General features: G+C 72.0%; 23 protein-coding genes. 15 read left to right on the top strand and 8 right to left on the bottom strand.

The annotated features are described in order from the left end of the window. The first annotated feature begins 166 nt into the window (after positions 1 to 166). Positions 167 to 1,159, top strand: a complete 993-nt coding sequence (gene hemB / locus ACFY2L_RS18475) for a porphobilinogen synthase (protein WP_390657925.1) — start codon at positions 167 to 169, stop codon at positions 1,157 to 1,159. Positions 1,160 to 1,534: 375 nt separating this feature from the next. Continuing rightward, entirely contained in the window at positions 1,535 to 2,767 is a 1,233-nt protein-coding gene (locus ACFY2L_RS18470; protein WP_390657926.1) for a PLP-dependent aminotransferase family protein, read from the top strand. A 46-nt stretch (positions 2,768 to 2,813) separates the two neighbouring features. Here ACFY2L_RS18470 and ACFY2L_RS18465 read toward each other — a convergent pair whose 3' ends face one another. Further along, positions 2,814 to 3,599, bottom strand: coding sequence for a DUF4253 domain-containing protein (locus ACFY2L_RS18465; RefSeq protein ID WP_390822801.1), 786 nt, complete (start codon positions 3,597 to 3,599; stop codon positions 2,814 to 2,816). A gap of 109 nt (positions 3,600 to 3,708) precedes the next feature. After that, positions 3,709 to 5,463, bottom strand: coding sequence for an arginine--tRNA ligase (gene argS, locus ACFY2L_RS18460; RefSeq protein WP_390822800.1), 1,755 nt, complete (start codon positions 5,461 to 5,463; stop codon positions 3,709 to 3,711). 167 nt (positions 5,464 to 5,630) lie between these two features. Here argS and lysS point away from each other — a divergent pair, with 167 nt between their 5' ends. Then, on the top strand, positions 5,631 to 7,379 hold the full coding sequence (lysS, locus tag ACFY2L_RS18455) for a lysine--tRNA ligase (RefSeq protein WP_390822799.1): 1,749 nt from the start codon (positions 5,631 to 5,633) through the stop codon (positions 7,377 to 7,379). 76 nt (positions 7,380 to 7,455) lie between these two features. Here the strand turns inward: lysS and ACFY2L_RS18450 are convergent, their stop codons facing one another. The 3 genes from ACFY2L_RS18450 to ACFY2L_RS18440 form a co-directional block, all read right to left on the bottom strand. Further along, complete coding sequence (locus ACFY2L_RS18450; protein ID WP_390657930.1) at positions 7,456 to 8,793, bottom strand: DUF2637 domain-containing protein; 1,338 nt, start codon at positions 8,791 to 8,793, stop codon at positions 7,456 to 7,458. Positions 8,794 to 8,867: 74 nt separating this feature from the next. After that, positions 8,868 to 9,812 (bottom strand): DUF3558 domain-containing protein, encoded by a 945-nt coding sequence (locus tag ACFY2L_RS18445; protein WP_390657931.1) that lies wholly within the window; start codon positions 9,810 to 9,812, stop codon positions 8,868 to 8,870. Between the two features lie 121 nt (positions 9,813 to 9,933). Then, the gene (locus tag ACFY2L_RS18440; protein WP_390822798.1) at positions 9,934 to 10,773 is read right to left on the bottom strand and encodes a DUF3558 domain-containing protein; all 840 of its coding nucleotides are present in this window, start codon (positions 10,771 to 10,773) and stop codon (positions 9,934 to 9,936) included. A 202-nt stretch (positions 10,774 to 10,975) separates the two neighbouring features. On the opposite strand from ACFY2L_RS18440, the gene ACFY2L_RS18435 reads away from it, so the two are divergent. Next, positions 10,976 to 12,169: an RtcB family protein gene (locus ACFY2L_RS18435; protein ID WP_390657933.1), complete on the top strand. Its 1,194-nt coding sequence runs from the start codon at positions 10,976 to 10,978 to the stop codon at positions 12,167 to 12,169. Between the two features lie 40 nt (positions 12,170 to 12,209). On the opposite strand, the gene ACFY2L_RS18430 is transcribed toward ACFY2L_RS18435, so the two are convergent. Next, on the bottom strand, positions 12,210 to 13,466 hold the full coding sequence (locus ACFY2L_RS18430) for a GNAT family N-acetyltransferase (protein ID WP_390822797.1): 1,257 nt from the start codon (positions 13,464 to 13,466) through the stop codon (positions 12,210 to 12,212). Positions 13,467 to 13,558: 92 nt separating this feature from the next. On the opposite strand from ACFY2L_RS18430, the gene ACFY2L_RS18425 reads away from it, so the two are divergent. Next, positions 13,559 to 13,843, top strand: a complete 285-nt coding sequence (locus tag ACFY2L_RS18425) for a hypothetical protein (RefSeq protein ID WP_390822796.1) — start codon at positions 13,559 to 13,561, stop codon at positions 13,841 to 13,843. Beyond that, positions 13,840 to 14,136 (top strand): hypothetical protein, encoded by a 297-nt coding sequence (locus tag ACFY2L_RS18420; RefSeq protein ID WP_390822795.1) that lies wholly within the window; start codon positions 13,840 to 13,842, stop codon positions 14,134 to 14,136. The genes ACFY2L_RS18425 and ACFY2L_RS18420 overlap by 4 nt, the downstream gene beginning before the upstream one ends. Positions 14,137 to 14,256: 120 nt before the next feature. On the opposite strand, the gene ACFY2L_RS18415 is transcribed toward ACFY2L_RS18420, so the two are convergent. Continuing rightward, entirely contained in the window at positions 14,257 to 15,033 is a 777-nt protein-coding gene (locus ACFY2L_RS18415; protein WP_390657937.1) for an SDR family NAD(P)-dependent oxidoreductase, read from the bottom strand. Positions 15,034 to 15,131: 98 nt separating this feature from the next. Here ACFY2L_RS18415 and ACFY2L_RS18410 point away from each other — a divergent pair, with 98 nt between their 5' ends. Then, the gene (locus ACFY2L_RS18410) at positions 15,132 to 15,581 is read left to right on the top strand and encodes an ester cyclase (protein WP_390657938.1); all 450 of its coding nucleotides are present in this window, start codon (positions 15,132 to 15,134) and stop codon (positions 15,579 to 15,581) included. A gap of 28 nt (positions 15,582 to 15,609) precedes the next feature. Here ACFY2L_RS18410 and ACFY2L_RS18405 read toward each other — a convergent pair whose 3' ends face one another. After that, positions 15,610 to 15,945 (bottom strand): YnfA family protein, encoded by a 336-nt coding sequence (locus ACFY2L_RS18405; RefSeq protein ID WP_390657939.1) that lies wholly within the window; start codon positions 15,943 to 15,945, stop codon positions 15,610 to 15,612. A 155-nt stretch (positions 15,946 to 16,100) separates the two neighbouring features. Between ACFY2L_RS18405 and ACFY2L_RS18400 the strand changes: the two genes are divergently transcribed. From ACFY2L_RS18400 to ACFY2L_RS18365, 8 genes are all read left to right on the top strand, one after another. After that, positions 16,101 to 16,571: a hypothetical protein gene (locus ACFY2L_RS18400; RefSeq protein ID WP_390822794.1), complete on the top strand. Its 471-nt coding sequence runs from the start codon at positions 16,101 to 16,103 to the stop codon at positions 16,569 to 16,571. Positions 16,572 to 16,685: 114 nt separating this feature from the next. Next, positions 16,686 to 17,159 (top strand): MarR family winged helix-turn-helix transcriptional regulator, encoded by a 474-nt coding sequence (locus ACFY2L_RS18395; RefSeq protein ID WP_390657941.1) that lies wholly within the window; start codon positions 16,686 to 16,688, stop codon positions 17,157 to 17,159. A 7-nt stretch (positions 17,160 to 17,166) separates the two neighbouring features. Beyond that, positions 17,167 to 18,174 (top strand): permease, encoded by a 1,008-nt coding sequence (locus ACFY2L_RS18390; RefSeq protein WP_390657942.1) that lies wholly within the window; start codon positions 17,167 to 17,169, stop codon positions 18,172 to 18,174. Then, positions 18,171 to 18,968: a TIGR03943 family putative permease subunit gene (locus ACFY2L_RS18385; RefSeq protein WP_390822793.1), complete on the top strand. Its 798-nt coding sequence runs from the start codon at positions 18,171 to 18,173 to the stop codon at positions 18,966 to 18,968. Before ACFY2L_RS18390 ends, ACFY2L_RS18385 begins: the two co-directional genes overlap by 4 nt. Positions 18,969 to 19,070: 102 nt before the next feature. Continuing rightward, positions 19,071 to 20,159: an LLM class flavin-dependent oxidoreductase gene (locus ACFY2L_RS18380; protein ID WP_390822792.1), complete on the top strand. Its 1,089-nt coding sequence runs from the start codon at positions 19,071 to 19,073 to the stop codon at positions 20,157 to 20,159. After that, positions 20,156 to 20,752, top strand: coding sequence for an FMN reductase (locus ACFY2L_RS18375; RefSeq protein WP_390822791.1), 597 nt, complete (start codon positions 20,156 to 20,158; stop codon positions 20,750 to 20,752). Before ACFY2L_RS18380 ends, ACFY2L_RS18375 begins: the two co-directional genes overlap by 4 nt. A 95-nt stretch (positions 20,753 to 20,847) precedes the next feature. Continuing rightward, a complete protein-coding gene (locus tag ACFY2L_RS18370; RefSeq protein ID WP_390657946.1) occupies positions 20,848 to 21,570 on the top strand; it encodes a response regulator transcription factor in 723 nt (240 codons plus the stop codon). Continuing rightward, on the top strand, positions 21,571 to 22,992 hold the full coding sequence (locus ACFY2L_RS18365) for an ATP-binding protein (RefSeq protein ID WP_390822790.1): 1,422 nt from the start codon (positions 21,571 to 21,573) through the stop codon (positions 22,990 to 22,992). The last annotated feature ends 143 nt before the right edge of the window (positions 22,993 to 23,135 follow it).

Genomic DNA, 23,135 nt, shown 5'->3' with positions numbered 1-23,135 from the left:
ATGGGCGGGCCGAACGGGCAGCCCGCGATGCGCTCCCCTGACAGCGGTTCGGGCGGGGCGCCTGCCCTGCCCGGGTGCCGACGGCCCGGACCGTCCGCCGTCGCGGGGCCGGCGGGCCGACTCGGCGTCGGCAAAGGCAGGTCCGGGACGGGCGTAGCGTGGACGCATGACGAAGTACGGATCCTTCCCCGGTACGCGTCCGCGGCGGCTGCGCACCACCCCCGTCATGCGGCGCATGGTCGCCGAGACCCGGTTGCATCCGGCCGACTTCATCCTGCCCGCCTTCGTGCGGGAGGGCGTGAGCGAGCCGGTGCCGATCCAGGCGATGCCCGGGGTCGTGCAGCACACCCGGGACAGTCTGAAGAAGGCCGCGCTGGAGGCCGTGGAGGCCGGGGTCTCCGGGATCATGCTCTTCGGGGTGCCGGAGGAGTCGAAGAAGGACGCGCTCGGGACGCCGGGCACGGACCCGGACGGGATTCTCCAGGTCGCCATCCGGGACGTGCGCGCCGAGGTCGGGGACGACCTGCTCGTCATGTCCGACCTGTGCCTGGACGAGACGACCGATCACGGGCACTGCGGGGTGCTGGACGAGCAGGGGCGCGTCGACAACGACGCGACCCTGGAGCGGTACGCCGAGATGGCCCAGGTGCAGGCCGACGCCGGGGCGCACGTGGTGGGGCCCAGCGGGATGATGGACGGTCAGATCGGGGTCGTCCGGGACGCCCTCGACCAGATCGGGCGGGAGGACGTCGCGATCCTCGCCTACACCGCCAAGTACTCGTCGGCGTTCTACGGGCCGTTCCGGGAGGCCGTCGGGTCCTCGCTGCAGGGCGACCGCAAGACGTACCAGCAGGACCCGGCCAACGTCCGTGAGTCGCTGCGTGAGTTGGCGCTCGACCTGGAGGAGGGCGCTGACATGGTGATGGTCAAGCCGGCCGGTCCCTACCTCGACATCCTGGCGCGGGTCGCGGACGCGGTGGACGTGCCGGTCGCCGCCTACCAGATCTCCGGTGAGTACTCGATGGTCGAGGCCGCCGCCGAGAAGGGCTGGGTGGACCGCGACCGGGCGATCTTCGAGACGCTGACGGGCATCAAGCGGGCCGGGGCGCGGAACATCCTCACCTACTGGGCGACCGAGGCGGCGCGGAAGCTCCGGTAGTTCCCGCGGCTCCGGCGGTCCCTGCGGTCCCGGTGGTCCTGGTGGTCCCCGACGGGCCCTCGTCGCGCAGGCCCTGGCCGTCCCGGCAGGCGGTGAGGGCGAGGGCGGCGGCGGCCGTGAGCGCGGTGGCCAGGAGACGGACGCGGGTGGAGCGGGCGGGAGTGGGGCGTGTGGACATGCGGCAAGCCTGGGCCGAACGGTCTCCGGGCTTCCACGCCCGCCGCCCAACTCGGGACGCCGGTCCGGTCCCATCCCGTCCGACCTGCGGAAAAGCCGCTTCCTTGGGACGGGATCCGGGACGCCGGCGCCCGGCCTCGGCGGTCCATATGCCGAAAAGGCGAGTGTAGGCGCCATCTAAATCCCTAGGGTGCGGTCATGACTCTCGCATCCGACACCGTTCCCGCGTCCGCGTCCGCGTCCGTGTCCGCTGCCGCGCCGCCCCCGCTCGCCGCCCGGGCCCGGGTGACCGGGGGCTCTCCCGTGCGGGACATCCTCGCCGTCACCGCCCGCCCGGAGATGATCAACTTCGCGGGCGGGCTGCCCGCGCCGGAACTGTTCGACCGGGAGGGCGTGGCGGAGGCCTTCCGGCACGTCCTGGAGGAGAACCCGGCACAGGCCCTGCAGTACGCCACGACGGAGGGCGAGCCGGCGCTGCGGGAGCGGCTCGCGGCGCGGACGTCGGTGCGCGGCCTGGCGACCACCGCCGACGACCTCCTCGTCACCACCGGCTCCCAGCAGGCCCTGTCCCTGCTGGCGACGGCCCTCCTCGACCCCGGCGACACCGTGCTCGTCGAGGCGCCCTGCTATCTCGCGGCCCTCCAGGTCTTCGGCCTGGCGGGAGCGCGGATCGTGGCCGTCCCGGGAGACGCCGACGGGCCCGACCCGGACGCCCTGGCGGAGCTGGTGGCGCGGGAGCGGCCCAAGCTGCTCTACACCGTCCCCACCTTCCAGAACCCCACCGGCCGCACCCTGCCCGCGAGCCGCCGCGCCGCGATCGCCTCCGTCGCCGCCCGCCACGGCCTGTGGATCGTCGAGGACGACCCCTACGGCGAACTCCGCTACGACGGTGAGCGCGTCCCCTGGATCGCCGCCCTCCCCGACGCCCTCGACCGTACGGTCCTGCTCGGCTCCTTCTCCAAGGTGATGGCCCCCGGCCTGCGGCTGGGCTGGCTGCGGGCTCCCGCCGAGCTGCTCCGCGCCTGTGTCGTCGCCAAGCAGGCGGCCGACCTGCACACCCCGACGGTCAACCAGCTCGCCGCGGCACGGTATCTGGCCGTGAACGACCTCGACGCGCATGTGGCGGGGGTGGCGGCCGTGTACCGCGAGCGGCGGGACGCCATGGTGGCGGGGCTGGGGGACGTCCTGCCGGACGGGTCGGTGTGGAACCGGCCGGAGGGCGGCATGTTCCTCTGGGTCCGGCTGCCGGAGTCGTACGACACCACGGCCCTGCTGCCCCAGGTGGTGCGGCAGGACGTGGCGTACGTCCCCGGCGCGCCCTTCTACGCCGGTGAGGCCGACCGCTCGACGCTGCGGCTGTGCTTCGTGACGCAGACGCCGGAGGAGATCGCGGAGGGGCTGCGGAGGCTGGGCCGGGGGCTGAGGGGCTAGCAGGGTCAGGCGGGGGCGGCTGGAGTCGGCCGGTGGCGGCGGGGGTTCAGTCCCACCAGAAGGACCAGAGGTGCTCCCCGAGGAGCTGCCGGGCGTAGGCCTCCGGTGAACCCGGCCCCTGCGTGATGTTGTCCGGGCAGAACGCGAAGTGTTCGGCGGCCACCGCCCCTGCCTCCTCCGCGGTGGCGGGCGGGGCCGCGACGGAGAGCACGAGGACGTCGAAGCCGAGTCCGACGACGCGTATGCCGAAGCGGTCCTCCCAGGAGCGGAGGACGGCGCACAGCCGGGCGGTGTCGCTCTCGTAGCCGGCGGGGCCCGTCCAGCCGATGGCGGCGGGCACGTCCGCGCTCCGCCGGGCCGGCACCAGGGCGAGATGGGGCGTCCGGAACCAGGAACGGCCCTCGGCCGCGAGGGAGTCGGCCACCTGGGCGGCGCGCGTGTCCGGATCGGACACCAGGGTGAGGCCCCGGGCCGGACCCGGCCACTCCTCGCCCTCCGCCGCGACCTCCTCCCAGTACTCCGCGAGGACCTCCTCGGGATCGTGGTCGCCAGGGTAGGAGGGCTCCCCGGGCAGCAGCTCCCACTCCTGCGGGCCGCCCTCGGCCCCGCCCAGGTCGACGAGCACCGGCAGAAGGCCCGCACGCGCCGAACGGGCGCCGAGCGCGGACCAGTTGCCCGGGGCCGCCGGCCGTTCGGCATGCCACAGCAACGGCTCGTGCCAGGGACCCTCTGCCGTCGCGTCGATCAGTCTCCCCGGCGGGAGTTGAAGCCCGAGGGAACGGCCGCTCGGGTCGGACGCCAGCTTGGGCAGCGGGTTGGGAAGAGTCGCCATGCCGGTGACTGTAAGGGCAGGCACTGACAGCGGGGCCGCGCTGAAGCGACGAAGAGAGGGGGGAGGAAGCCTGATGGCTTCCTCCCCCCTGTCGTCCGTCGTCCGCCGGTCAGAGCTTCTCGGGCGTCCTGATGCCCAGCAGGGCCATGCCCCGGTGCAGGGTGCGGGCCGTGACGTCGCACAGGAAGAGACGGTTCTCCACCTGCTCGGGCGTCTCGGCCTTCAGCACCGGGCACTTGTCGTAGAAGGCCGTGTAGAGGGAGGCCAACTGGTACAGGTACGCCGCCAGCTTGTGCGGGGCGTACTCCGCGGCCGCCTCGAAGACCGTGTCGCCGAAGGCGTCCAGGTGCAGGCCCAGCGCCCGCTCCGCCGCGTGCAGTTCCAGCTCCGGGTGCGCGGCCGGCCGTACGTCACCCGCCTTGCGCAGGATCGACTGGATACGGGCGTACGCGTACTGGAGGTAGACGGACGTGTCGCCGTTCAGCGAGACCATCTGGTCCAGGTCGAACTTGTAGTCCCGGTTCGGGGACGTCGACAGGTCCGCGTACTTCACGGCGCCGATGCCGACCTGGGCGGCCCGCTGCAGGATCTCGTCCTCCGTGAGGTCCTGCGCCTTCTCCCGGACGACCTCCGCGGCCCGCTGCACCGCCTCGTCCAGCAGGTCCTCCAGCCGTACGGTCTCGCCCTCACGCGTCTTGAACGGCTTGCCGTCCGCGCCCAGCACCGTGCCGTAGCCCATGTTGTGCGCGGTGACGTCGTCGGTGAGCCAGCCCGCCCGCCGTGCCGTCTCGAAGACCATCTTGAAGTGCAGCGACTGCCGCACGTCCACCACGTAGATCAGCGAGGTGGCGTGCAGGTCGGCGACCCGGTTGCGGATCGCGGTGAGGTCGGAGGCCGCGTAGCCGAAGCCGCCGTCGGCCTTCTGCACGATCAGCGGGACCGGCTGGTCGTCCTTGCCCCGGATGTCGTCGAAGAAGACGACGAGCGCGCCCTCCGAGCGGACCGCGACCCCCATCTCCTCCAGCAGGCGGGCCGTCTCGGGCATGCCGTCGTTGTACGCCGACTCGCCGACGATCTCCTCGTCGCGGATCTCCATGTCGAGCTTCTCGAAGACCGAGTAGAAGTAGACCTTCGACTCGTCCACGAACCGCTGCCAGAAGTCGAGGGTCTCCTTGTCGCCGGACTGGAGGGCCACGACCCTCTTGCGCGCCCGCTCCTTGAAGTCCGCGTCCGCGTCGAAGACCGCACGCGAGGCCTTGTAGACCCGGTTCAGGTTCGACATGGCCTGCTCGCCGTCGGTGTCGGTCTCCGCGGACAGCGCGTCCGGGTTCTCGATCAGGTACTGGATGAGCATGCCGAACTGGGTGCCCCAGTCGCCGATGTGGTGCCGGCCGATCGTCTTCTCGCCGGTGAAGTCGAGCATGCCGCGCAGCGCGTCGCCGATCACCGCCGAGCGCAGGTGGCCGACGTGCATCTCCTTGGCCACGTTCGGCTGGGCGTAGTCGATGACCGTGATGCCCGGGTCCGCCTTGGCCGGGACACCCAGGCGGTCCGGGTCCGCGTACCGCGCGGCCAGGTTCCGGGTGATCGCCGCGTCGGTGATCGTGATGTTCAGGAAGCCGGGACCCGAGACCTCGATCTCCTTGACCACGTCACCGGCCACCACGTTCGCCACGACCTGCGTCGCCAGCTCCCGCGGGTTCGACTTCGCCTTCTTGGCCAGGGCCAGGATGCCGTTGGCCTGGAAGTCGGCCCGGTCGCTTCGTCGCAGCAGCGGGTCCGCGGCGGTCTCCGGCAGGGTGGCCGAGATGGCGGACGTGAGGTGCTGTTCGACGGAGTGGCTGAGGGACGTGACCGGGGCCATAGGAGTGGGTGCCGTTCTCCTCGTGGGATGGATAGACAGGCCCAGTATCCCATGGGGGGTAAAGCCGTTTTCTCGCGCGCGTACCCGTCTGGGAGTATGGAGGGGCCCTTCCAGGGCTTCCAGCACCGACATCAACACATCGACAGCAACATCGAGATCAAGAGGACGTGCCGATCGTGGCTCAGAGCACCGAGACCACCGACTGGGTCTCCCGTTTCGCGGATGAGGTCATCGAGGAGTCGGAGCGTCGGGCCCCCGGCAAACCTGTCGTCGTCGCGTCCGGGCTCTCGCCCTCCGGCCCCATCCACCTGGGCAACCTGCGCGAGGTCATGACCCCCCACCTCGTCGCCGACGAGATCCGCCGCCGCGGGCACCAGGTCCGCCACCTGATCTCCTGGGACGACTACGACCGCTACCGCAAGGTCCCGGCCGGCATCACCGGGGTCGACGAGACCTGGGCCGAGCACATCGGCAAGCCGCTGACCTCCGTCCCGGCGCCCAAGGGCTCGGCGTACCCGAGCTGGGCCGAGCACTTCAAGGCCGCGATGACCGAGTCGCTGGCCGAGCTGGGCGTGGAGTTCGACGGCATCAGCCAGACCGCGCAGTACACCTCCGGCGTGTACCGCGACCAGATCCTGCACGCCGTGGCGCACCGCGCCGAGATCGACGCGATCCTCGACCAGTACCGGACCAAGAAGGCCCCGGCCAAGCCCAAGCAGCAGAAGCCCGTCGACGAGGCCGAGCTGGAGGCCGCCGAGGGCTCCGGGGCCGCGAGCGAGGACGACGGCAGCTCCGGCGCCGGGTCCGTCGGCTACTTCCCGTACAAGCCCTACTGCGGCAACTGCGAGAAGGACCTCACCACCGTCACCTCCTACGACGACGACACCACCGAGCTGACCTACGCCTGCACCGCGTGCGGCTTCTCGGAGACCGTCCGGCTGAACGAGTTCAACCGCGGCAAGCTCGTCTGGAAGGTCGACTGGCCGATGCGGTGGGCCTACGAGGGCGTCGTGTTCGAGCCCAGCGGCGTCGACCACTCGTCGCCGGGTTCCTCGTTCCAGGTCGGCGGGCAGATCGTCGGGATCTTCGGCGGGAAGCAGCCCATCGGGCCGATGTACGCGTTCGTGGGCATCAGCGGCATGGCCAAGATGTCCTCGTCGCGGGGCGGCGTGCCCACGCCGGCCGACGCGCTGAAGATCATGGAGCCGCAGCTGCTGCGCTGGCTCTACGCCCGCCGCCGGCCCAACCAGTCCTTCAAGATCGCCTTCGACCAGGAGATCCAGCGGCTCTACGACGAGTGGGACAAGCTGGACGCCAAGGTCGCCGACGGCTCGGCGCTGCCGGCCGACGCCGCGGCGCACTCGCGTGCGGTGCGCACGGCCACCGGTGAGCTGCCGCGGACCGGGCGCCCGCTGCCGTACCGGACGCTGGCCTCCGTCGCCGACATCACCGCCGGCCACCAGGACCAGGCACTGCGCATCCTGAGCGAGCTCGACCCCGAGAACCCGCTCGGCTCGCTGGACGAGGCCCGGCCGCGCTACGACAAGGCCGAAGCCTGGATCAACACGCACGTCCCCGCCGACCAGCGGACCATCGTGCGCCAGGAGCCGGACGCCGAGCTGCTGAAGTCCCTCGACGAGGCCTCCCGGCAGTCGCTGCGGCTGCTCCTCGACGGTCTCGCCGACCACTGGTCGCTGGACGGCCTGACCCACCTCGTGTACGGCGTCCCGAAGGTGCAGGCCGGGTTCTCCGCCGACGCCACGCCCAAGGAGCTGCCGCCGGAGATCAAGACCGCCCAGCGGACGTTCTTCGCGCTGCTCTACCACCTGCTCGTCGGGCGCGACACCGGTCCGCGTCTGCCCACGCTGCTGCTGGCGGTGGGGCAGGAGCGGGTCCGGGCCCTGCTCGGGGAGTAGGGCGCACCGGCGACACCGGCGCTCACCGCACAGGACAGGCCCCCTCGGAGACGAGGGGGCCTGTTCGTTTCCCGCGCTACGCGATGTGGTCCTCCTCCAGTTCCGCCGAGTGGCGGAGCTGGAAGCGTTCCGCGAGGGTCTTCAGCACGCTGGGGGTCAGCGTGGTGCCGAAGGTCGCCTCGATGTTGTCGCCCAGGACCCGGGGCGTCGGGTAGCTGCCGTCTATCGACCTGACGAAGACCTGGTAGTAGGCGTCCTCGTCCGGCTCGGGGGTGCCGCCGCCCTCACCGAGCTCGCGGGTGCGGTTCGGGCCCACCGGGATGGGGAAGGTGCCGGTCTCCTCCGGGGCGGGTTCCAGACCGGGGGGCGGGGGCTCCTCCTCGTACTGCTCCCGGTACGCGTCGGCCTGCTGCTGCTCCTCGTACCACTGGGCGTACTGCTCCGAGGGGTCGTAGGTGGGGTCGTAGCCGCCCTGGTACGCGATGTTGTTCGGGTCCGCCGCGTGGAACCAGGGGCTCTCGTCGGTGACCGGTTGGTCGGCCGGGTACCCGGGGTGCTGGGGGTCGCCGGGGTGCCGGCGCTGCTCGCCGCGGGGTGCCGCTGGGCCGGCGGCACGACTTCCCGCGGCCGCGGCGTCGAGCTCGGCTGCTGCCGCGGCCGTGTCGGCGGGAAGGGGTGCCGCGGTCAGTTCCTGGTGGTGGGGGGCCGGGGGGAGCAGGGCCGGCTCTATGCCCGCCGCCGCCAGGCCCGCGGGGGCCGTCTCCGCCAGGGGGACGCCGTAGCGGGCCAGGCGCAGGGGCATCAGGGACTCCACCGGGGCCTTGCGGCGCCAGGCGCGGCCGAAGCGGGAGCGGAGCCTCGCCTGGTAGACGAGACGTTCCTGCTCCAGCTTGATCACCTGGTCGTAGGAGCGGAGCTCCCAGAGCTTCATACGGCGCCAGAGGAGGAAGGTGGGGACGGGGGAGAGCAGCCAGCGGGTGATCCGGACGCCCTCCATGTGCTTGTCGGCCGTGATGTCCGCGATGCGGCCGATCGCGTGGCGGGCCGCTTCGACGGAGACGACGAACAGGACCGGGATCACCGCGTGCATGCCCGTGCCCAGCGGGTCCGGCCAGGCGGCCGCGCCGTTGAAGGCGATCGTGGCCGCCGTGAGCAGCCAGGCCGTCTGGCGGAGCAGCGGGAACGGGATCCGGATCCAGGTCAGGAGCAGATCCAGGGCGAGCAGGACGCAGATGCCCGCGTCGATGCCGATCGGGAACACGTAGGAGAAGTTCCCGAATCCTTTCTTCAGTGCCAACTCGCGCACGGCCGCGTACGAGCCGGCGAAGCCGATGCCGGCGATGATCACGGCGCCGGTCACGACCACGCCGATGAGAACGCGGTGCATCCGAGTCAGCTGGATTGGCGCGGCCACCTACTTCCCTCCCCTTGCGTGTTGTTGCGCGAGACAGGGTGGCACATGTGTGCGGCGCACGTGTGGCCGGATCGTCAGCGCTTCGAGGAGGAGGCCTTGGACGCGGGCGTGGTCGTCGTCTTCGAGGGGGTCTTGGAGGCGGTCGCCCGGGGGGATGCCGAAGCGGACTTCGACGCCGACCCGGTGGGGGACGGGCTGCTCGACGTCGTCCCCGAACTGCCGTTGCCGCCTTCGCCGTTGGCGGACTTCACCGCGGCCACGACCTCCTTGGCGGCCTTCTTCGCGGCCTCCGTCAGGGTGTCGGCGCTCGGGGTCTTCTCGCCGGCCAGACCGGCGCCGTTGTAGTCGAGGGTGACGACCACGTTCTCGACGCGGGCCACGACCGTCTGCTGCTTGAAGGCGCCTTCCTTCTTCTTCAGGTCGTAACGGACCACCGTCGCCTGGTCGCCGGTCCCGGTGACCGTCTCCGTGCTGGCGTTCTTCGCACCCGTCACGGCCTGGGCGGCTTTGACCTGCTTCGCGTAGTACGTCTCCGCCTGGGTCTCGGCGTCACCGCTCGCGGCGTCCGACTCGAAGCGCAGCAGGGAGACGTTGAGCCAGCGGAACTGGGAGCCCTTCACGCCGTTGTTGTCCAGGCTGGACCAGGAGCAGCTGGTGCGGGCGGCGACGTCGCTGGAGGCGCCCTCCTTGCCGGAGGACGTGCCCTTGGGGACCAGCTCGGTCAGCGTCTTCTTCGACAGCACCTTGCAGGCGCCGGGCAGCGTCGCGTAGGCGGCCGCCTGGACGGTGGGCGTGGAGCTCGCGGCGACCTCGCCGGTGCCACCGGCGGTGCCCTGCGCGTTGTCGGCGGAGCCGGCGCCCGAGTCCGAGCCGGAGTCCGAGGAGCAGGCCGCGGCGAACAGCATCACCGGCACCGCGAGCGCGGCGGCCAGGACGCGGTTGAGGCCTCCCACCCGGGTGGCGCGCTGGTCAAACTGGTCGTCTCGCTGGGCTCGTCGCTGCATGGTTCCTTCACTCATGACGCTCGTGGTTCCTGCGGTCGGATCGGGTCCGAGGGGCCACGGTACGCGGTGAGACAGCTGTGCGGTTCCGCTTCACCGGCTTTGCGCGCCTGCCGCACACGGACGCCGAAGGCCGCTGTCAGGCCAGGGAGTCGGCCAGCCGGGAGGCCAGTTTCCGGGCCTTGTCCTGCATTTCCTCGCTGTCCGGGACCGTTCCGACGGTGGTCGGCTGCTCTTCGTACTCGATGGTCACGATGACGTTGGACGTGCGGAACGCCACAGTCACCGTGCGCTGTTTCGCCGTCGAACCCGAGCTGCTGAGGGCGTCGTCGACGAACGCCTCGTCGCCGAGGTCGTCCAGGAGACGGGGCTGGAGGTCGGTCGGCGTGGCGGAGGGCGAGGAGGTGGCCGGGGCGGAGCCGGACGCGGTCGCGGAGGCCGTGGGGCTCGCGCCGGCGGAACCGGACGCGCTCGCGGATGCCGAGGCGCCCGAAGAGGCGGTCTCCGAGGCGGTGTCGGAGGGCGTGGGCTCCGGGAGGCCGGCCGCGGTGACCTTCCTGGCGAACAGCTCCTCCGCCTGGTTGTCGTCGCTGACGGCGTTGTCGTAGGAGACGACGCGTTCGAAGTCGACGAAGAGATGGTCGGTGGCGTCCGCCGACTGCACCTTCCAACGGCAGCCCACCTTGCGGTCGGTGTCGTACGTCAGGGTCGCCTCGCCCTCGTAGGCGGTCGCGCGCTGCTGCTCGTCGGCGATCTCCTTGACGCCGGGCAGGAGGGATTCGAGGGTGGACTCGCCGACGGCGCTGCAGGCCTCGGGCAGGGTCGTGTACTTGCCGGGCTGCGCGGTGGCCGTCACCGTGCCGGCCTCGCCGGGGTTGGAGTTGTCCGTCGAACCGCCGTCGTCCGAGCCGCCGGTGCAGCCGGCCAGCAGCGCCGCGAGAAGCGCGGCGACGCCGGTTACGTAGGCCTTCCGCTGCACGGTCGGCTCCTCTCGACGGTCGCGTGGTGATCGTGGTCCAGTGTCCCCGCTGGTTATTCGCTTGCCGGGCGGGGGCGGCACCGGCAGACAATGTGTATCGCACGCAACACCGTGAACGCCGGTCCGTCGTCCCATTCGTTGACCTTGGCGCCGGTTTTGCGACTTGAGACTTCTGTTGTGATACCGGGGGAATGAGAGCGATATGTCGTACGTGGAAATGCCGGGTGCGAAGGTGCCGATCCGGATGTGGACCGACCCGGCGACGGTGGAGGACGTGGCGCTGCAGCAGCTGCGCAACGTCGCCACCCTGCCGTGGATCAAGGGCCTGGCCGTGATGCCGGACGTCCACTACGGCAAGGGTGCGACGGTCGGTTCGGTCATCGCGATGCGGGGGGCCGTGTGTCCCGCGGCGGTCGGGGTCGACATCGGCTGCGGAATGTCCGCCGTCAAGACCTCTCTGACGGCCAACGACCTGCCGGGGGACCTGTCGCGGCTGCGCTCGAAGATCGAGCAGGCGATTCCGGTGGGGCGGGGGATGCATGAGGACCCCGTCGATCCTGGGCGGTTCCACGGATTCGCGGCGGGGGGCTGGGACGACTTCTGGGGACGGTTCGACGGGATCGCCGACGCGGTCAAGTTCCGTCAGGAGCGGGCGACCAAGCAGATGGGAACGCTGGGTTCCGGCAACCACTTCGTCGAGGTGTGCACGGATACGGCCGGTTCTGTCTGGCTGATGCTGCACTCCGGTTCCCGGAACATCGGCAAGGAACTCGCCGAGTTCCACATCGGCGTGGCGCAGAAGCTCCCGCACAACCAGGGCCTGGTCGACCGCGACCTCGCCGTCTTCATCGCGGACACCCCGCAGATGGCGGCGTACCGGAACGACCTGTTCTGGGCGCAGGAGTACGCGAAGTACAACCGCACGCTCATGATGGCGCTCCTGAAGGACGTCGTCGCCAAGGAGTTCCGGAAGGCGAAGCCGGCCTTCGAACCGGAGATCAGCGCGCACCACAACTACGTCGCGGAGGAGCGCTACGACGGGATGGACCTGCTGGTCACCCGCAAGGGCGCGATCCGCGCGGGATCCGGCGAGTACGGGATCATCCCCGGTTCCATGGGCACGGGTTCGTACATCGTGAAGGGACTCGGGAACGAGAAGGCCTTCAACTCGGCGTCCCACGGCGCCGGTCGGCGCATGAGCCGCAACGCGGCCAAGCGGCGCTTCTCGACGAAGGACCTGGAGGAGCAGACCCGGGGCGTGGAGTGCCGCAAGGACTCCGGCGTCGTGGACGAGATCCCGGGCGCCTACAAGCCGATCGAGCAGGTCATCGACCAGCAGCGGGACCTGGTGGAGGTCGTGGCGAAGCTGAAGCAGGTCGTGTGCGTGAAGGGCTGAGCCGGCGGGGGGGGAGGGCACGGGTCCTCCCCCCCCGCGCTCACCCCAGCCGTTTCTCCAGCAGGGTCACCGCGTACGGGCTGCCCGAGCCGCCGTCCTTCGCCCGCTGTTCGCCGGTGACCCGGTAGCCCGCGGACTCGTAGTACGCGCGCAGGCGGGGGTTGCTGGACAGGCAGTCGAGGCGGGCGTAGCGGCGGCCCTCGGCGGCGATGCGGGATTCGGCCCGGGCCAGCATCTCGCGGCCCGTGCCCGGGGGCGCCGTGTGCGGGGTCGTCATCAGACGGTGGACGTAGCCGGCGTCCGGCGGGCGGGGGCCCCACGCGGCCGGGTCGTCCCACCACAGTTCCCAGGCGCCGACCGGGGTGCCGTTCGCGTACGCGAGCCAGACCTCGCCGTCTCTCATGCGGTCGCGGAAGTGGGTCTCGTCCTTCTCGCCCGGCTGCCACTGCCTGATGCCCCGGGCCAGTTGCCAGAGCGCCGCCGAGTCGCGCAGACGGACCAGGAGGGGGGCGTCCCGGGCGGTCGCCCTGCGGTGGGTGAGCGGGGGCCAGGTGCCGGGGACCGGTTCCAGCAGGCGGTCGCGCAGGGCGTCGGACAGCGCGGTCGCGTTCAGGCCCAGGGCGTCCGTGACGTATCCCTCCACCGAGCCGTGGCGGTCGCGCAGGGCCCGCAGGAACAGGCGCATCACCGACTCGGGGGCGCGGGCGAAGGCCGGCCAGGCGGGGGAGCGGCCCTCGTGCCGCGCGCGCCACTCCGCGAGCAGGGCCGGGGCCGCCAGCTCCGTCAGGCTGAAGTCCTCGATGACCGTCTCGTCCGGGACGCCGAGGAGAGCCAGGATCAGGGCGGCCAGTTCACCGGTGCGGTCCTTGCCGGAGGCGCAGTGGAAGACCAGCGGCGCGTCCGCGTCCGCCACCAGCCGCAGTGCCGCCGCGATCTCCTTCGTACCGTCCTGCGCCACCTCCATGAAGCGGTCCGCGAGGTAGGGGCCCGGGTCGACGTCCGGGGTCAGCGCCGCCTGGTCGTAGGGGCGGTGTTCGATGCTCAGGTTGTGGTAGGCGAAGGACTCGTCCGCCGGGACGCGGCCTCTCCCCTCGATCTCCCAGGGGTGGCGGAGGTCGATCACCGTGCCCACGCCCAGGGACAGGAAGCGGGCCCAGTCGTCCGTGCCCTCGGTCAGCTTGCCCAGGGAGTCCGCGCGGAACAGCCGGCCGGGACGCACGCGGTGGCCGTCCCGGGTGCGGTAGCCGCCCAGATCGCGGAAGTTGTGCAGCCTGTCGAAAGGTATGTGTCTGTCCACGTCGTGACCTTACGCACCCGGACCGGAACCGCGGCGGGGCGGCGCGCTGTCTTCAGGTGAGCCGGATCGGCTCGTCGACACGGGGGTGTCTCATGAAGCGGATACGCAGGTCGGTGTGGGCGGCGGGGGTCGTGCTCCTCGTGGGTGGTCTGCTCGCCGGGTGTTCACAGGAGTACGACGACGAGCGGGGGAAGGGGGACGCCCCGGTGCAGGGGAAGGCGGGGGACGACACCCCGGCCGAGGTGTTCAACATGCCCGACGGGTTCGGCAATCTGGCCACGAAGTGTGTCGGGCACGGGTTCCGGGCGTATGTGACGACCAACGCGACCGGGCCGTCCAATGTGCAGATCGTCGAGGACAAGACGTGCGGCGGGTGAGCGCCGCCGGCCTGGTGGCCGTGCTCGTGCTGGCGCTCGGCGGGTGTGCGCAGCGGTACTACGAGGAGCGGGGCAAGGCCGACGCCCCGGTGGCGGGGCGGGCCGGGGAGGACTCGGCCGCCGAGGTGTACAACTTCCCGGACGGGTTCGGGAACCTCGCCACCAAGTGTGTGGGCAAGGGCGAGCGGGCGTACGCGACGACGAAGTTCGTGCGGCAGGAGGACGAGGACGACGTGATCGTCATTCCGGCCAACGCGGTGATCGTCGGCGACCCGGAGTGCCGGGCGCCCTGACCGGTCACTTCGCGTGTCGCACCGCGTAGATCATCACGAACGCCACGATGTGGATGCCGAACAGGAAGTAGCCGAGCCACCACCACATCTGGCGTTCGTCGTGCGGTTCTCTGGGTGTCATCACAGCTCCCGGTGGACCTTGGTGTTCGACGCCTGGGCACGGGGGCGCAGCACCAGGAGGTCGACGTTGACGTGGCTGGGGCGGGTCACCGCCCAGGTGATCGTGTCGGCCACGTCGTCGGCGGTGAGGGGTTCGGCGACGCCCTCGTAGACCTTGGCGGCCCTGTCCTGGTCGCCGCCGAAGCGGGTCAGCGCGAACTCGTCGGTCCTGACCATGCCGGGCGCGATCTCGATGACGCGGACCGGCTGCCCGACGATCTCCAGGCGGAGGGTCTCGGCGAGGACGTGGGCGCCGTGCTTGGCGGCGACATAGCCCGCGCCGCCCTCGTACGTGCCGTGGCCGGCCGTGGAGGAGACGACCACGATCGTGCCGTCGCCGCTCGCCACCAGCTTGGGCAGCAGGGCCTGGGTGACGTGCAGGGTGCCGAGGACGTTCGTCTCGTACATCGTGCGCCAGTCGTCCGGGTCGCCGGTGGCCACCGGGTCGGCACCGAGGGCGCCGCCCGCGTTGTTCACGAGCACGCCGATCGTCCGGAAGGCCGTGGCGAACTCGTCGACCGCGGCGCGGTCCGTGACGTCCAGCTGGTACGCCGTCGCCGAGCCGCCGGCCGCCGCGATCTCCTCGGCCAGGGCCTCGATGCGGTCCTTGCGGCGCGCGGTGAGGACGACGCGGTAGCCGGCCGCGGCGAGCTGCCGGGCCGTGGCGGCGCCGATTCCGCTGCTCGCACCGGTCACGACGGCGATGCGGGAGGCGGCGGACGGTGCGGCGGTGGCCATGGACTGCTCCTCGGGCGGGATGGAAGGCGTCGAGAGGTCGTCCGGCCAGGATAAGTGGGAAAATCCAAGTGGGTGATCCTCTGTCCGGGAGGTAGGTCATGGGACAGGCACGAGAGGTCATGGACCGGCTCACCGAGGCGCTGACCGGGAAGCCGGATCTGGAGGTCATCGGCGAGCTCTTCGCGGAGGACGCCGTCGCCGTCACTCCCGACGGCGGTGAGCTGCACGGCCGGGACAGCATCGTCGAGTACTGGCGTCATATGACGGACGCGGTGCCCGAGGGCTCGTTCGAGTCGCTGCACGCGTACGAGATCGGCAACACGGCCATCGACGAGGGTTTCTTCGGCGGCCGCAACTCGGGGCCGATCCACATGCCCGACGGGGAGTCGCTGCCCGCGACGCAGAAGGACGTCAGGATCCGCGGTGTGGACCTCGCCACCGTGGGCGAGGACGGCCGGATCGTCGACTACCGGCTCTACTTCGACGAGCTGGACTTCCTGGGGCAGCTGGGGCTGCTGCCCGAGGAGGAGTCCGGGGAACCGTCCTGAGGAACCGTTCGGGGAGCCGGACACACGGTCATTCGCCTCGCGGGGCCCACATGATCACCGCCATGCCCGCGAGGCAGATCAGCACGCCCGCGATGTCCCAGCGGTCGGGCCGGTAGCCGTCGGCGACCACGCCCCACAGGATCGAACCGGCGACGAAGATCCCGCCGTACGCGGCGAGGACGCGGCCGAAGTGGGCGTCGGGCTGGAAGGTGGCGACGAAGCCGTACGCGCCGAGGGCCAGGACTCCGCCGGTGGCCCAGAGCCAGCCGCGGTGTTCCCGCACGCCCTGCCAGACCAGCCAGGCGCCGCCGATCTCGAACAGGGCGGCGAGGACGAACAGGGCGGCGGAGCGCAGGACCGGCATGCCGACAGCTTCACACGCGGCCGCCCTGTCACCTGCCGGACGGTGCCTGTCACCTGTTGGACGGCGCCTCGCCGTCCGTTCCACGGGGGAGGCATCGACTGTGTGCGCGGGCGGCCGACGGTCCGCGCCCGGGACGCCGAGGAGCGGGTGGTGGCATGCGCAGGATGCGGGGGCTCGCCGTGTGGGGGGCCGTGGCGGTGCTGGGTGCGGCCTGGCCGGCCCGGGCGGCGGGGGGCGCGCCCGAGGCCGATCTCTCGTACCACGGCGTCGCGGTGCTGCACGACGGGCGGCTCGACGTACGGCTGGTCCCGCGCAACCACGGTCCGGCGGACGTCGCCGACGCGACCGTGGGGCTGCGCTGGTCGGCGCCGCCGGCGGCGCGGGCGCCGCGGCTGCCCGGCGGGTGTGCGCGGACGGGGGAGCGGTCGGTGGTGTGCCGTACGGGCGCGCTGCCGGCCGACGGGCCGGGGGAGCGGATGGAGGTGGGGGTGCGGCTGCGGGGGCGGCCGGCGGAGGTGACGCTGGAGATCGACACGGTGTGGGCGGACGGGGCGGTGGACCGCAACCGGGCCAACGACCGGCAGCAGGTGCTGGTCCTGGACACCGGGGACGCCTACTCCTTCTGAGGTGTGACGTCCGGAGGCGGCCGTCCGACGTGTGGCTTCCGAAGTGCGACTTCGGAGGTCCGTGACGTCCGTGAGTACGATCTCGGCACACGGCGCTGACGAAGGGGTTGGGCGATGTCCGGGAACGTGCGGTCGAGGCTGCTGGACGAACTGTCCGCCGTCTCCCGCCGGTACGTGGCCTCGTACGCCCTGTTCAACCAGGCGCTCGCCGACCGGCTCGGGCTGCATCCGACCGATCTGCAGTGTCTGAACCTGCTCGCGCTGGAGCGGGAGCCGGTGACGGCGGGCCGGGTGGCCGAGCTGACGGGGCTGACCACCGGGTCGGCGACGCGGCTGGTGGACCGGCTGGAGAAGGCGGGGTACGTCGTGCGGGAGCGGGACACGGGAGACCGGCGGCGGGTGCTGGTGGCGACGGTGCCGGAGCGGATCGCCGAGTTCGGACGGATGTGGGAGCGGCTGGGCGGGGACCGCTCGCCCCTGTTCGAGGACCTGGCGGACGCCGAGCTCGCCGTGATCGTGCGGCACATGCGGCGGACGGTGGAGTTCCACGGGGAGCGGATCGCGCGGCTGCGGGAAGGCCGGGTCTAGGGGGGACATGCAGGACGTCGACATACGGGTGGACACGGCGGAGCCGGCCGCGCCGCGCGGGCTGCCGAGCCGGTGGCCGCTGGTGCTGCTGGGCGCCGCCGTGCTGCCGGGGGCGCTGCTGGTGGTCGTCGGGCGGTCGCTGGACGAGCCGGCCGTGCAGGCCTGGCGGACGGTGTGGCTGGCGGTGACCGTGCAGGCGCTGCCGTTCCTGTTGCTGGGTACGGCGTTGTCGGGCGCGATCAACGCCTTCGTGCCGGCGCGGGTGTTCGAGCGGCTGCTGCCGAAGCGGGCGGCGCTCGCGGTGCCGGTCGCGGGGATGGCGGGGGTGGTGCTGCCGGGGTGCGAGTGCGCGTCGGTGCCGGTGGCGAACAGTCTGATCGGGCGGGGTGTCACTCCGGCCGCCGCGTTCGCCTTCCTGCTGTCCGCGCCCGCCGTGAACCCGGTCGTGCTGACGGCGACGGCCGTGGCGTTCCCGGGCAGCCCCGAGATGGTGCTGGCCCGGTTGCTGGCGTCGCTGGTGACGGCCGCGGTGATGGGCTGGCTGTGGCTCTGGCTGGGGCGCGAGGAGTGGCTGCGGCCGGTCGTACGGCACACCGGGCACCGGCCGGGGACCGCCCGCTGGACGGAGTTCCGGCGCGGCTTCCAGCACGACTTCCTGCACGCCGGGGGGTTCCTGGTGGTGGGGGCGATGGCGGCGGCGACGTTCAATGTGGCGGTGCCGCGGTCGGTGCTGGAGGCGTTCTCCGGTTCGCCGTGGCTGTCGGTGCTGTTCCTGGCGGCACTGGCGATCCTGCTGGCGGTGTGCAGCGAGGCGGACGCGTTCGTGGCGGCCTCGCTCAGCGGGTTCTCGCCGGTGGCGCGGCTGGCGTTCATGGTGGTGGGGCCGATGGTCGACCTGAAGCTGATCGCGTTGCAGGCGGGGACGTTCGGGCGGGCCTTCGCGGTCCGGTTCTCCTCGGCGACGGTCGTCGTCGCGGTGGTGTGCAGCGCGGTCGTGGGAGGGGTGCTGCTGTGAAGCGGTTCGCGCAGGTGGGGCTGCTCGTGCTCGCCGGGCTGGGGTTGTTGCACACCTCGCTGTTCACGGAGGAGTACCTGCGGTTCGTGAAGGAGGGGATGCGGCCGCTGCTGATCGCCTCCGGGGTGCTGCTGCTGGGGATGGGTCTGGCGGAGGCGTGGGCCGCACGGCGGCCGGACCTCGACGGGGAGCGGGAGCACGGAGACGGGGAGGGGCACGCGGACGGTGACGGGCACGAGCCTGCCGAAGGGCACGGGCACGCGGACGGGCACGGGCACGACCACTCCCGTGTGCCGCGCGTCGCCTGGCTGCTCTTCCTGCCCGTGCTGAGCCTGCTGTTCTACGCTCCGCCGGCCCTCGGTTCGTACACCGCCTCCCGTGAGCCCGTGAAGGCCGTCGCCGTGGAGGACGACGGCTTCGACCCGCTGCCCGCGACCTCGCCGCTGCCGATCACGCTCACCGAGTTCACCCAGCGGGTGCAGCAGGACCGCAGCCGGGCCATCGGGGAACGCCCGGTGCGGATGACCGGGTTCGTCACGCCCGCCGACGGGCACAGCTGGTACCTCACGCGGATCCTGGTCAGCTGCTGCGCCGCGGACGCCACGACGCTGAAGGTGCGGGTGTACGGGGCGGCCGCGCCGAAGGCCGACACCTGGGTGACGGTCACCGGCGTCTGGCACGCGGGCGGGACGCTGGGCACCTCGTCGGCGGCGGTGGCGCTGGACGTGCGGGGCGTCGAGAAGGTCGGCAAGCCGAGCAACAGCTACATGGACGCGCTGCCTCTCACCTCCTGACCTCACCTTCTGACCTCACCTTCTGACCACGGGAATAGCCACGGGCGGGCCACCGTTCTGCGGGTATAGTTGAACCGTAAACAACTTGGAGGGTGAGCGACCATGCAGTTCGGGATCTTCAGCGTCGGCGACGTCACACCGGACCCGACGACGGGCCGGACGCCGACCGAGCGCGAGCGCATCAAGGCCATGGTCGCCATCGCGCTGAAGGCCGAGGAGGTCGGCCTCGACGTCTTCGCGACCGGCGAGCACCACAACCCGCCGTTCGTGCCGTCGTCCCCGACCACCATGCTCGGCTACGTCGCCGCGCGGACGGAGAGGCTGATCCTCTCCACCTCCACCACGCTGATCACCACGAACGACCCGGTGAAGATCGCCGAGGACTTCGCGATGCTCCAGCACCTGGCCGACGGCCGCGTGGACCTGATGATGGGGCGCGGCAACACCGGTCCCGTCTATCCCTGGTTCGGGCAGGACATCCGGCAGGGCATCAACCTCGCCATCGAGAACTACGCCCTGCTGCGCCGGCTGTGGCGGGAGGACGTCGTCGACTGGGAGGGGAAGTTCCGGACCGCGCTCCAGGGCTTCACGTCCACGCCGAGGCCGCTGGACGGCGTCCCGCCGTTCGTGTGGCACGGCTCCATCCGGTCCCCGGAGATCGCCGAGCAGGCCGCCTTCTACGGCGACGGCTTCTTCCACAACAACATCTTCTGGCCGGCCGACCACACCAAGCGGATGGTCGAGCTGTACCGGGCGCGGTACGCGCACTACGGGCACGGCACCCCGGAGCAGGCGATCGTCGGACTCGGCGGCCAGGTGTTCATGCGGCGGAACTCGCAGGACGCGGTGCGTGAGTTCCGGCCGTACTTCGACAACGCGCCGGTCTACGGGCACGGGCCGTCGCTGGAGGACTTCACCGACCAGACCCCGCTGACCGTGGGCACGCCCGAGCAGGTCATCGAGAAGACGCTGTCCTTCCGCGAGTACGCCGGCGACTACCAGCGCCAGCTGTTCCTCGTGGACCACGCGGGGCTGCCGCTGAAGACCGTGCTGGAGCAGATCGACATGCTCGGCGAGGAGGTCGTGCCGGTGCTGCGCGAGGAGTTCGCGAAGGGCCGTCCGGCGGACGTGCCGGAGGCGCCTACCCACGCCTCCCTGCTCGCCGACGCGCAGAAGGAGGTCGTGGCATGAGGCTCGTCGTCGTCTCGGCGGGGCTGAGCGTTCCGTCGTCCACCCGGCTGCTGGCCGACCGGCTGGCCGGAGCGGTGGAGCGGCAGGCGTCCGTCGACGTCCAGGTCGTGGAGCTGCGCGACCTCGCCGTCGAGATCGCGCACCACTTCACCAACGGGTTCCCGGGGCGGAAGCTGGCGGAGGCCCTCGACGCGGTGAGCGCCGCCGACGGACTGATCGTCGTCACGCCGGTGTTCTCGGCGTCGTACAGCGGGCTGTTCAAGTCGTTCTTCGACGTGCTGGACCAGGAGGCGCTGGCGGGCAAGCCGGTGCTGGTCGCGGCGACCGGCGGCTCCGCCCGGCACTCGCTGGTGCTCGAACACGCGCTGCGGCCGCTCTTCGCGTACCTGCGGGCCGTCGTCGTCCCGACCGCCGTCTACGCCGCCTCGGAGGACTGGGGCGCCGAGGGCCTGCCCGAGCGGATCGAACGGGCGGCGGGGGAGCTGGCGGCCCTGATGACGGGACTGCCGGCGGCCCGTCCGGCGAAGCCGGTGAAGGACGCCTTCGAGGTCGTGCCGTTCGCCGAGCGGCTGGCGGCGATCTCCAGCCGGTGACCTCCTGAGCGCCGGACGGTGAGAGCCCAGTAAGAACGGTGATCGTAGGACCTTCCTCACGGCCGAACCGCCGGAGGCCTTGGCAGACTGGACCGGTGCCTCCCACCCTGCTGCTCGCCGAAGACGACCGCGCCATCCGCCACGCCCTGGAACGCGCCCTGGCCCTGGAGGGCTACCAGGTCACCGCGGTCGCCGACGGGGTGGAGGCGCTGGCGCACGCCCACAAGTCGCCGCCGGACGTGCTCGTCCTCGACGTGATGATGCCCGGGATCGACGGTCTGCAGGTCTGCCGGGTGCTGCGCGCCGAGGGCGACCGCACGCCGATCCTGATGCTGACCGCACTGGTGGAGACCGCCGACCGGATCGCCGGCCTCGACGCGGGCGCGGACGACTACGTCGTCAAGCCGTTCGACGTCGAGGAGGTCTTCGCCCGGCTGCGGGCGCTGCTGCGCCGGACCAACCCGGGCGTCGTCCCCGCCGTGGCGGAGGCGGCCGCCCCGAAGCAGGCGGGGTCCGAGCGGTACCTGGAGGCCGCCGGACTGCGGATGGACCCGCAGGCGCGGCGGGCCTGGCGCGGCGAGCGGGAGCTGGAACTGACCCGCACCGAGTTCGAGCTGCTGGAACTGCTGGTGCGCAACGCCGGGATCGTCCTCGACCACTCGACGATCTACGACCGCATCTGGGGCTACGACTTCGGGCCGGGCTCCAAGAACCTCGCCGTCTACGTCGGCTATCTGCGCCGCAAGCTCGACCAGCCCGGCGCCTCGCCGCTGATCCACACCGTGCGCGGCGTCGGTTACGTGCTCCGGGAGGACTGAGTGCCGTCCGGCCGGCTGCGGCGGCTGCTGGTCCGGCCGCGGCCCAAGCTGGTGTCGCTGCGGACCACGTTCGCGGTGTCCTTCGCCGCCGTCACCGCCGCCGTCACGGTGCTCGTGGGCGTGCTGTCGTACTCGGCGGCCGCGCGGCTGGTGCGGGTCGACCAGGAGTCGGTGTTCGACGAGGTCGTACAGGATCTGCGGGACGAGGTGCGCGGGCACGCGATGGCGCCGGAGGACTTCTTCTCGGCGGCGCCGGGCCATGACATCGTGCGGCCCGCGCGCACGAACGTGCAGGTGCTGGGCGCGGACGGCACGGTCGTGGACAGCGGGAGCCCCCGGCTGCCGGTGGTGACCGCGGACCGGACGGTCGCGGCGGCCGCGGCGGCCGGCGGGATGGCCGAGCACAAGGACGTGGACGTCGGCAGCGACGTCTACCGGGTGGCGACCGTCGCGCTCGGCGGCGGGCGGGGCGCGGTGCAGGTGGCGCAGGAGTTCAGCGACACCGAGGACCTGCTGCGGGCGCTCCAGCAGCGCACGCTGCTCCTGATGACCGCGGTCGTGCTGGCCGCGGGCCTGTTCGGCTGGTGGCTGGCCCGGCGCATCACCCACCGCCTGGTCATCCTCACCACGGCCGCCGAGGACGTCGCCCGCACCCGTCGCCTCGGGGTCCAGGTGCCGGTCACCGGGCACGACGAGGTGGGCCGGCTCGGCCGCGCCTTCGACCGCATGCTGGGCCGGCTCGCCCAGTCGGAGGAGGACCAGCGCCGCCTGGTGCAGGACGCCGGGCACGAGCTGCGGACGCCGCTGACGTCGTTGCGCACGAACATCTCCCTGCTGCGCCGCATCGACGAGCTGCCCCCGGCCATGCGGGACGAGCTGGTGGCGGACCTGACCCAGGAGGCCCGCGAGCTGACCGACCTGGTCAACGAGCTCGTCGACCTCGCGGCCGGCCAGTCCGACACCGAGCCCCCGCGGAGACTGGACCTCGCCGACCTCGCCGAGGAGGTCGCGGGCCTCGCCCGGCGCCGCACCGGACGACAGGTCCTGGTCCGGGCCAGCGGCGACACCACGACGCACGGGCGGCCGGGCATGCTGCAGCGGGCGGTGTCCAACCTCGTCGAGAACGCGACCAAGTTCGACCGCGAGGGCGCGGCGCCCGTCGAGATCGCCGTCACCGGACCCGCCCGGCCGGGCACGGTCCGCGTGGAGGTCCTCGACCGCGGGCCCGGTATCGCCGAGGCGGACCTGACGCGTGTCTTCGACCGCTTCTACCGCGCCGCCGACGCCCGCTCCCTGCCGGGCTCCGGCCTCGGCCTGTCGATCGTGCGGGAGGTGGCCCTCGCCCACGGCGGCGCGCCGTTCGCCCACCGGCGGGCGGGCGGCGGCTCGGTGATCGGGTTCACGGTCGGCGGGGTCTTGTGACGGAGGAGGCCGGCGTACGACGCTCCCCTCGTCGGGGACGGTGACCGAGGGGAGACCACGGGGTGCCGAGTGATCAGGAGGCGGCCGCGCTGGCGGCGGTGCCGGACCGGGAACCCTGGGGCCTGCGTTTCCCTCCTCTCGGG

Origin of the sequence: Streptomyces sp. NPDC001381 (assembly GCF_042895685.1) — a bacterium.
Classification (GTDB): domain Bacteria; phylum Actinomycetota; class Actinomycetes; order Streptomycetales; family Streptomycetaceae; genus Streptomyces.
The sequence above is the reverse complement of the archived record's forward strand: the minus strand, read 5'-3'. Positions and strand labels throughout refer to the sequence as shown.

Bases quoted from the DNA above. Each gene is read 5' to 3' on its own strand.
- ACFY2L_RS18395 (WP_390657941.1), top strand. From the start codon at position 16,686: ATGTCCGGGAACGTGCGGTCGAGGCTGCTGGACGAACTGTCCGCCGTC.
- ACFY2L_RS18415 (WP_390657937.1), bottom strand. From the start codon at position 15,033: ATGGCCACCGCCGCACCGTCCGCCGCCTCCCGCATCGCCGTCGTGACC.
- ACFY2L_RS18435 (WP_390657933.1), top strand. From the start codon at position 10,976: ATGTCGTACGTGGAAATGCCGGGTGCGAAGGTGCCGATCCGGATGTGG.
- argS (WP_390822800.1), bottom strand. From the start codon at position 5,463: ATGGCCCCGGTCACGTCCCTCAGCCACTCCGTCGAACAGCACCTCACG.
- ACFY2L_RS18380 (WP_390822792.1), top strand. From the start codon at position 19,071: ATGCAGTTCGGGATCTTCAGCGTCGGCGACGTCACACCGGACCCGACG.
- ACFY2L_RS18405 (WP_390657939.1), bottom strand. From the start codon at position 15,945: ATGCCGGTCCTGCGCTCCGCCGCCCTGTTCGTCCTCGCCGCCCTGTTC.
- ACFY2L_RS18375 (WP_390822791.1), top strand. From the start codon at position 20,156: ATGAGGCTCGTCGTCGTCTCGGCGGGGCTGAGCGTTCCGTCGTCCACC.
- ACFY2L_RS18470 (WP_390657926.1), top strand. From the start codon at position 1,535: ATGACTCTCGCATCCGACACCGTTCCCGCGTCCGCGTCCGCGTCCGTG.
- ACFY2L_RS18400 (WP_390822794.1), top strand. From the start codon at position 16,101: ATGCGCAGGATGCGGGGGCTCGCCGTGTGGGGGGCCGTGGCGGTGCTG.
- ACFY2L_RS18425 (WP_390822796.1), top strand. From the start codon at position 13,559: ATGAAGCGGATACGCAGGTCGGTGTGGGCGGCGGGGGTCGTGCTCCTC.
- ACFY2L_RS18410 (WP_390657938.1), top strand. From the start codon at position 15,132: ATGGGACAGGCACGAGAGGTCATGGACCGGCTCACCGAGGCGCTGACC.
- ACFY2L_RS18465 (WP_390822801.1), bottom strand. From the start codon at position 3,599: ATGGCGACTCTTCCCAACCCGCTGCCCAAGCTGGCGTCCGACCCGAGC.
- ACFY2L_RS18390 (WP_390657942.1), top strand. From the start codon at position 17,167: ATGCAGGACGTCGACATACGGGTGGACACGGCGGAGCCGGCCGCGCCG.
- hemB (WP_390657925.1), top strand. From the start codon at position 167: ATGACGAAGTACGGATCCTTCCCCGGTACGCGTCCGCGGCGGCTGCGC.
- ACFY2L_RS18445 (WP_390657931.1), bottom strand. From the start codon at position 9,812: ATGAGTGAAGGAACCATGCAGCGACGAGCCCAGCGAGACGACCAGTTT.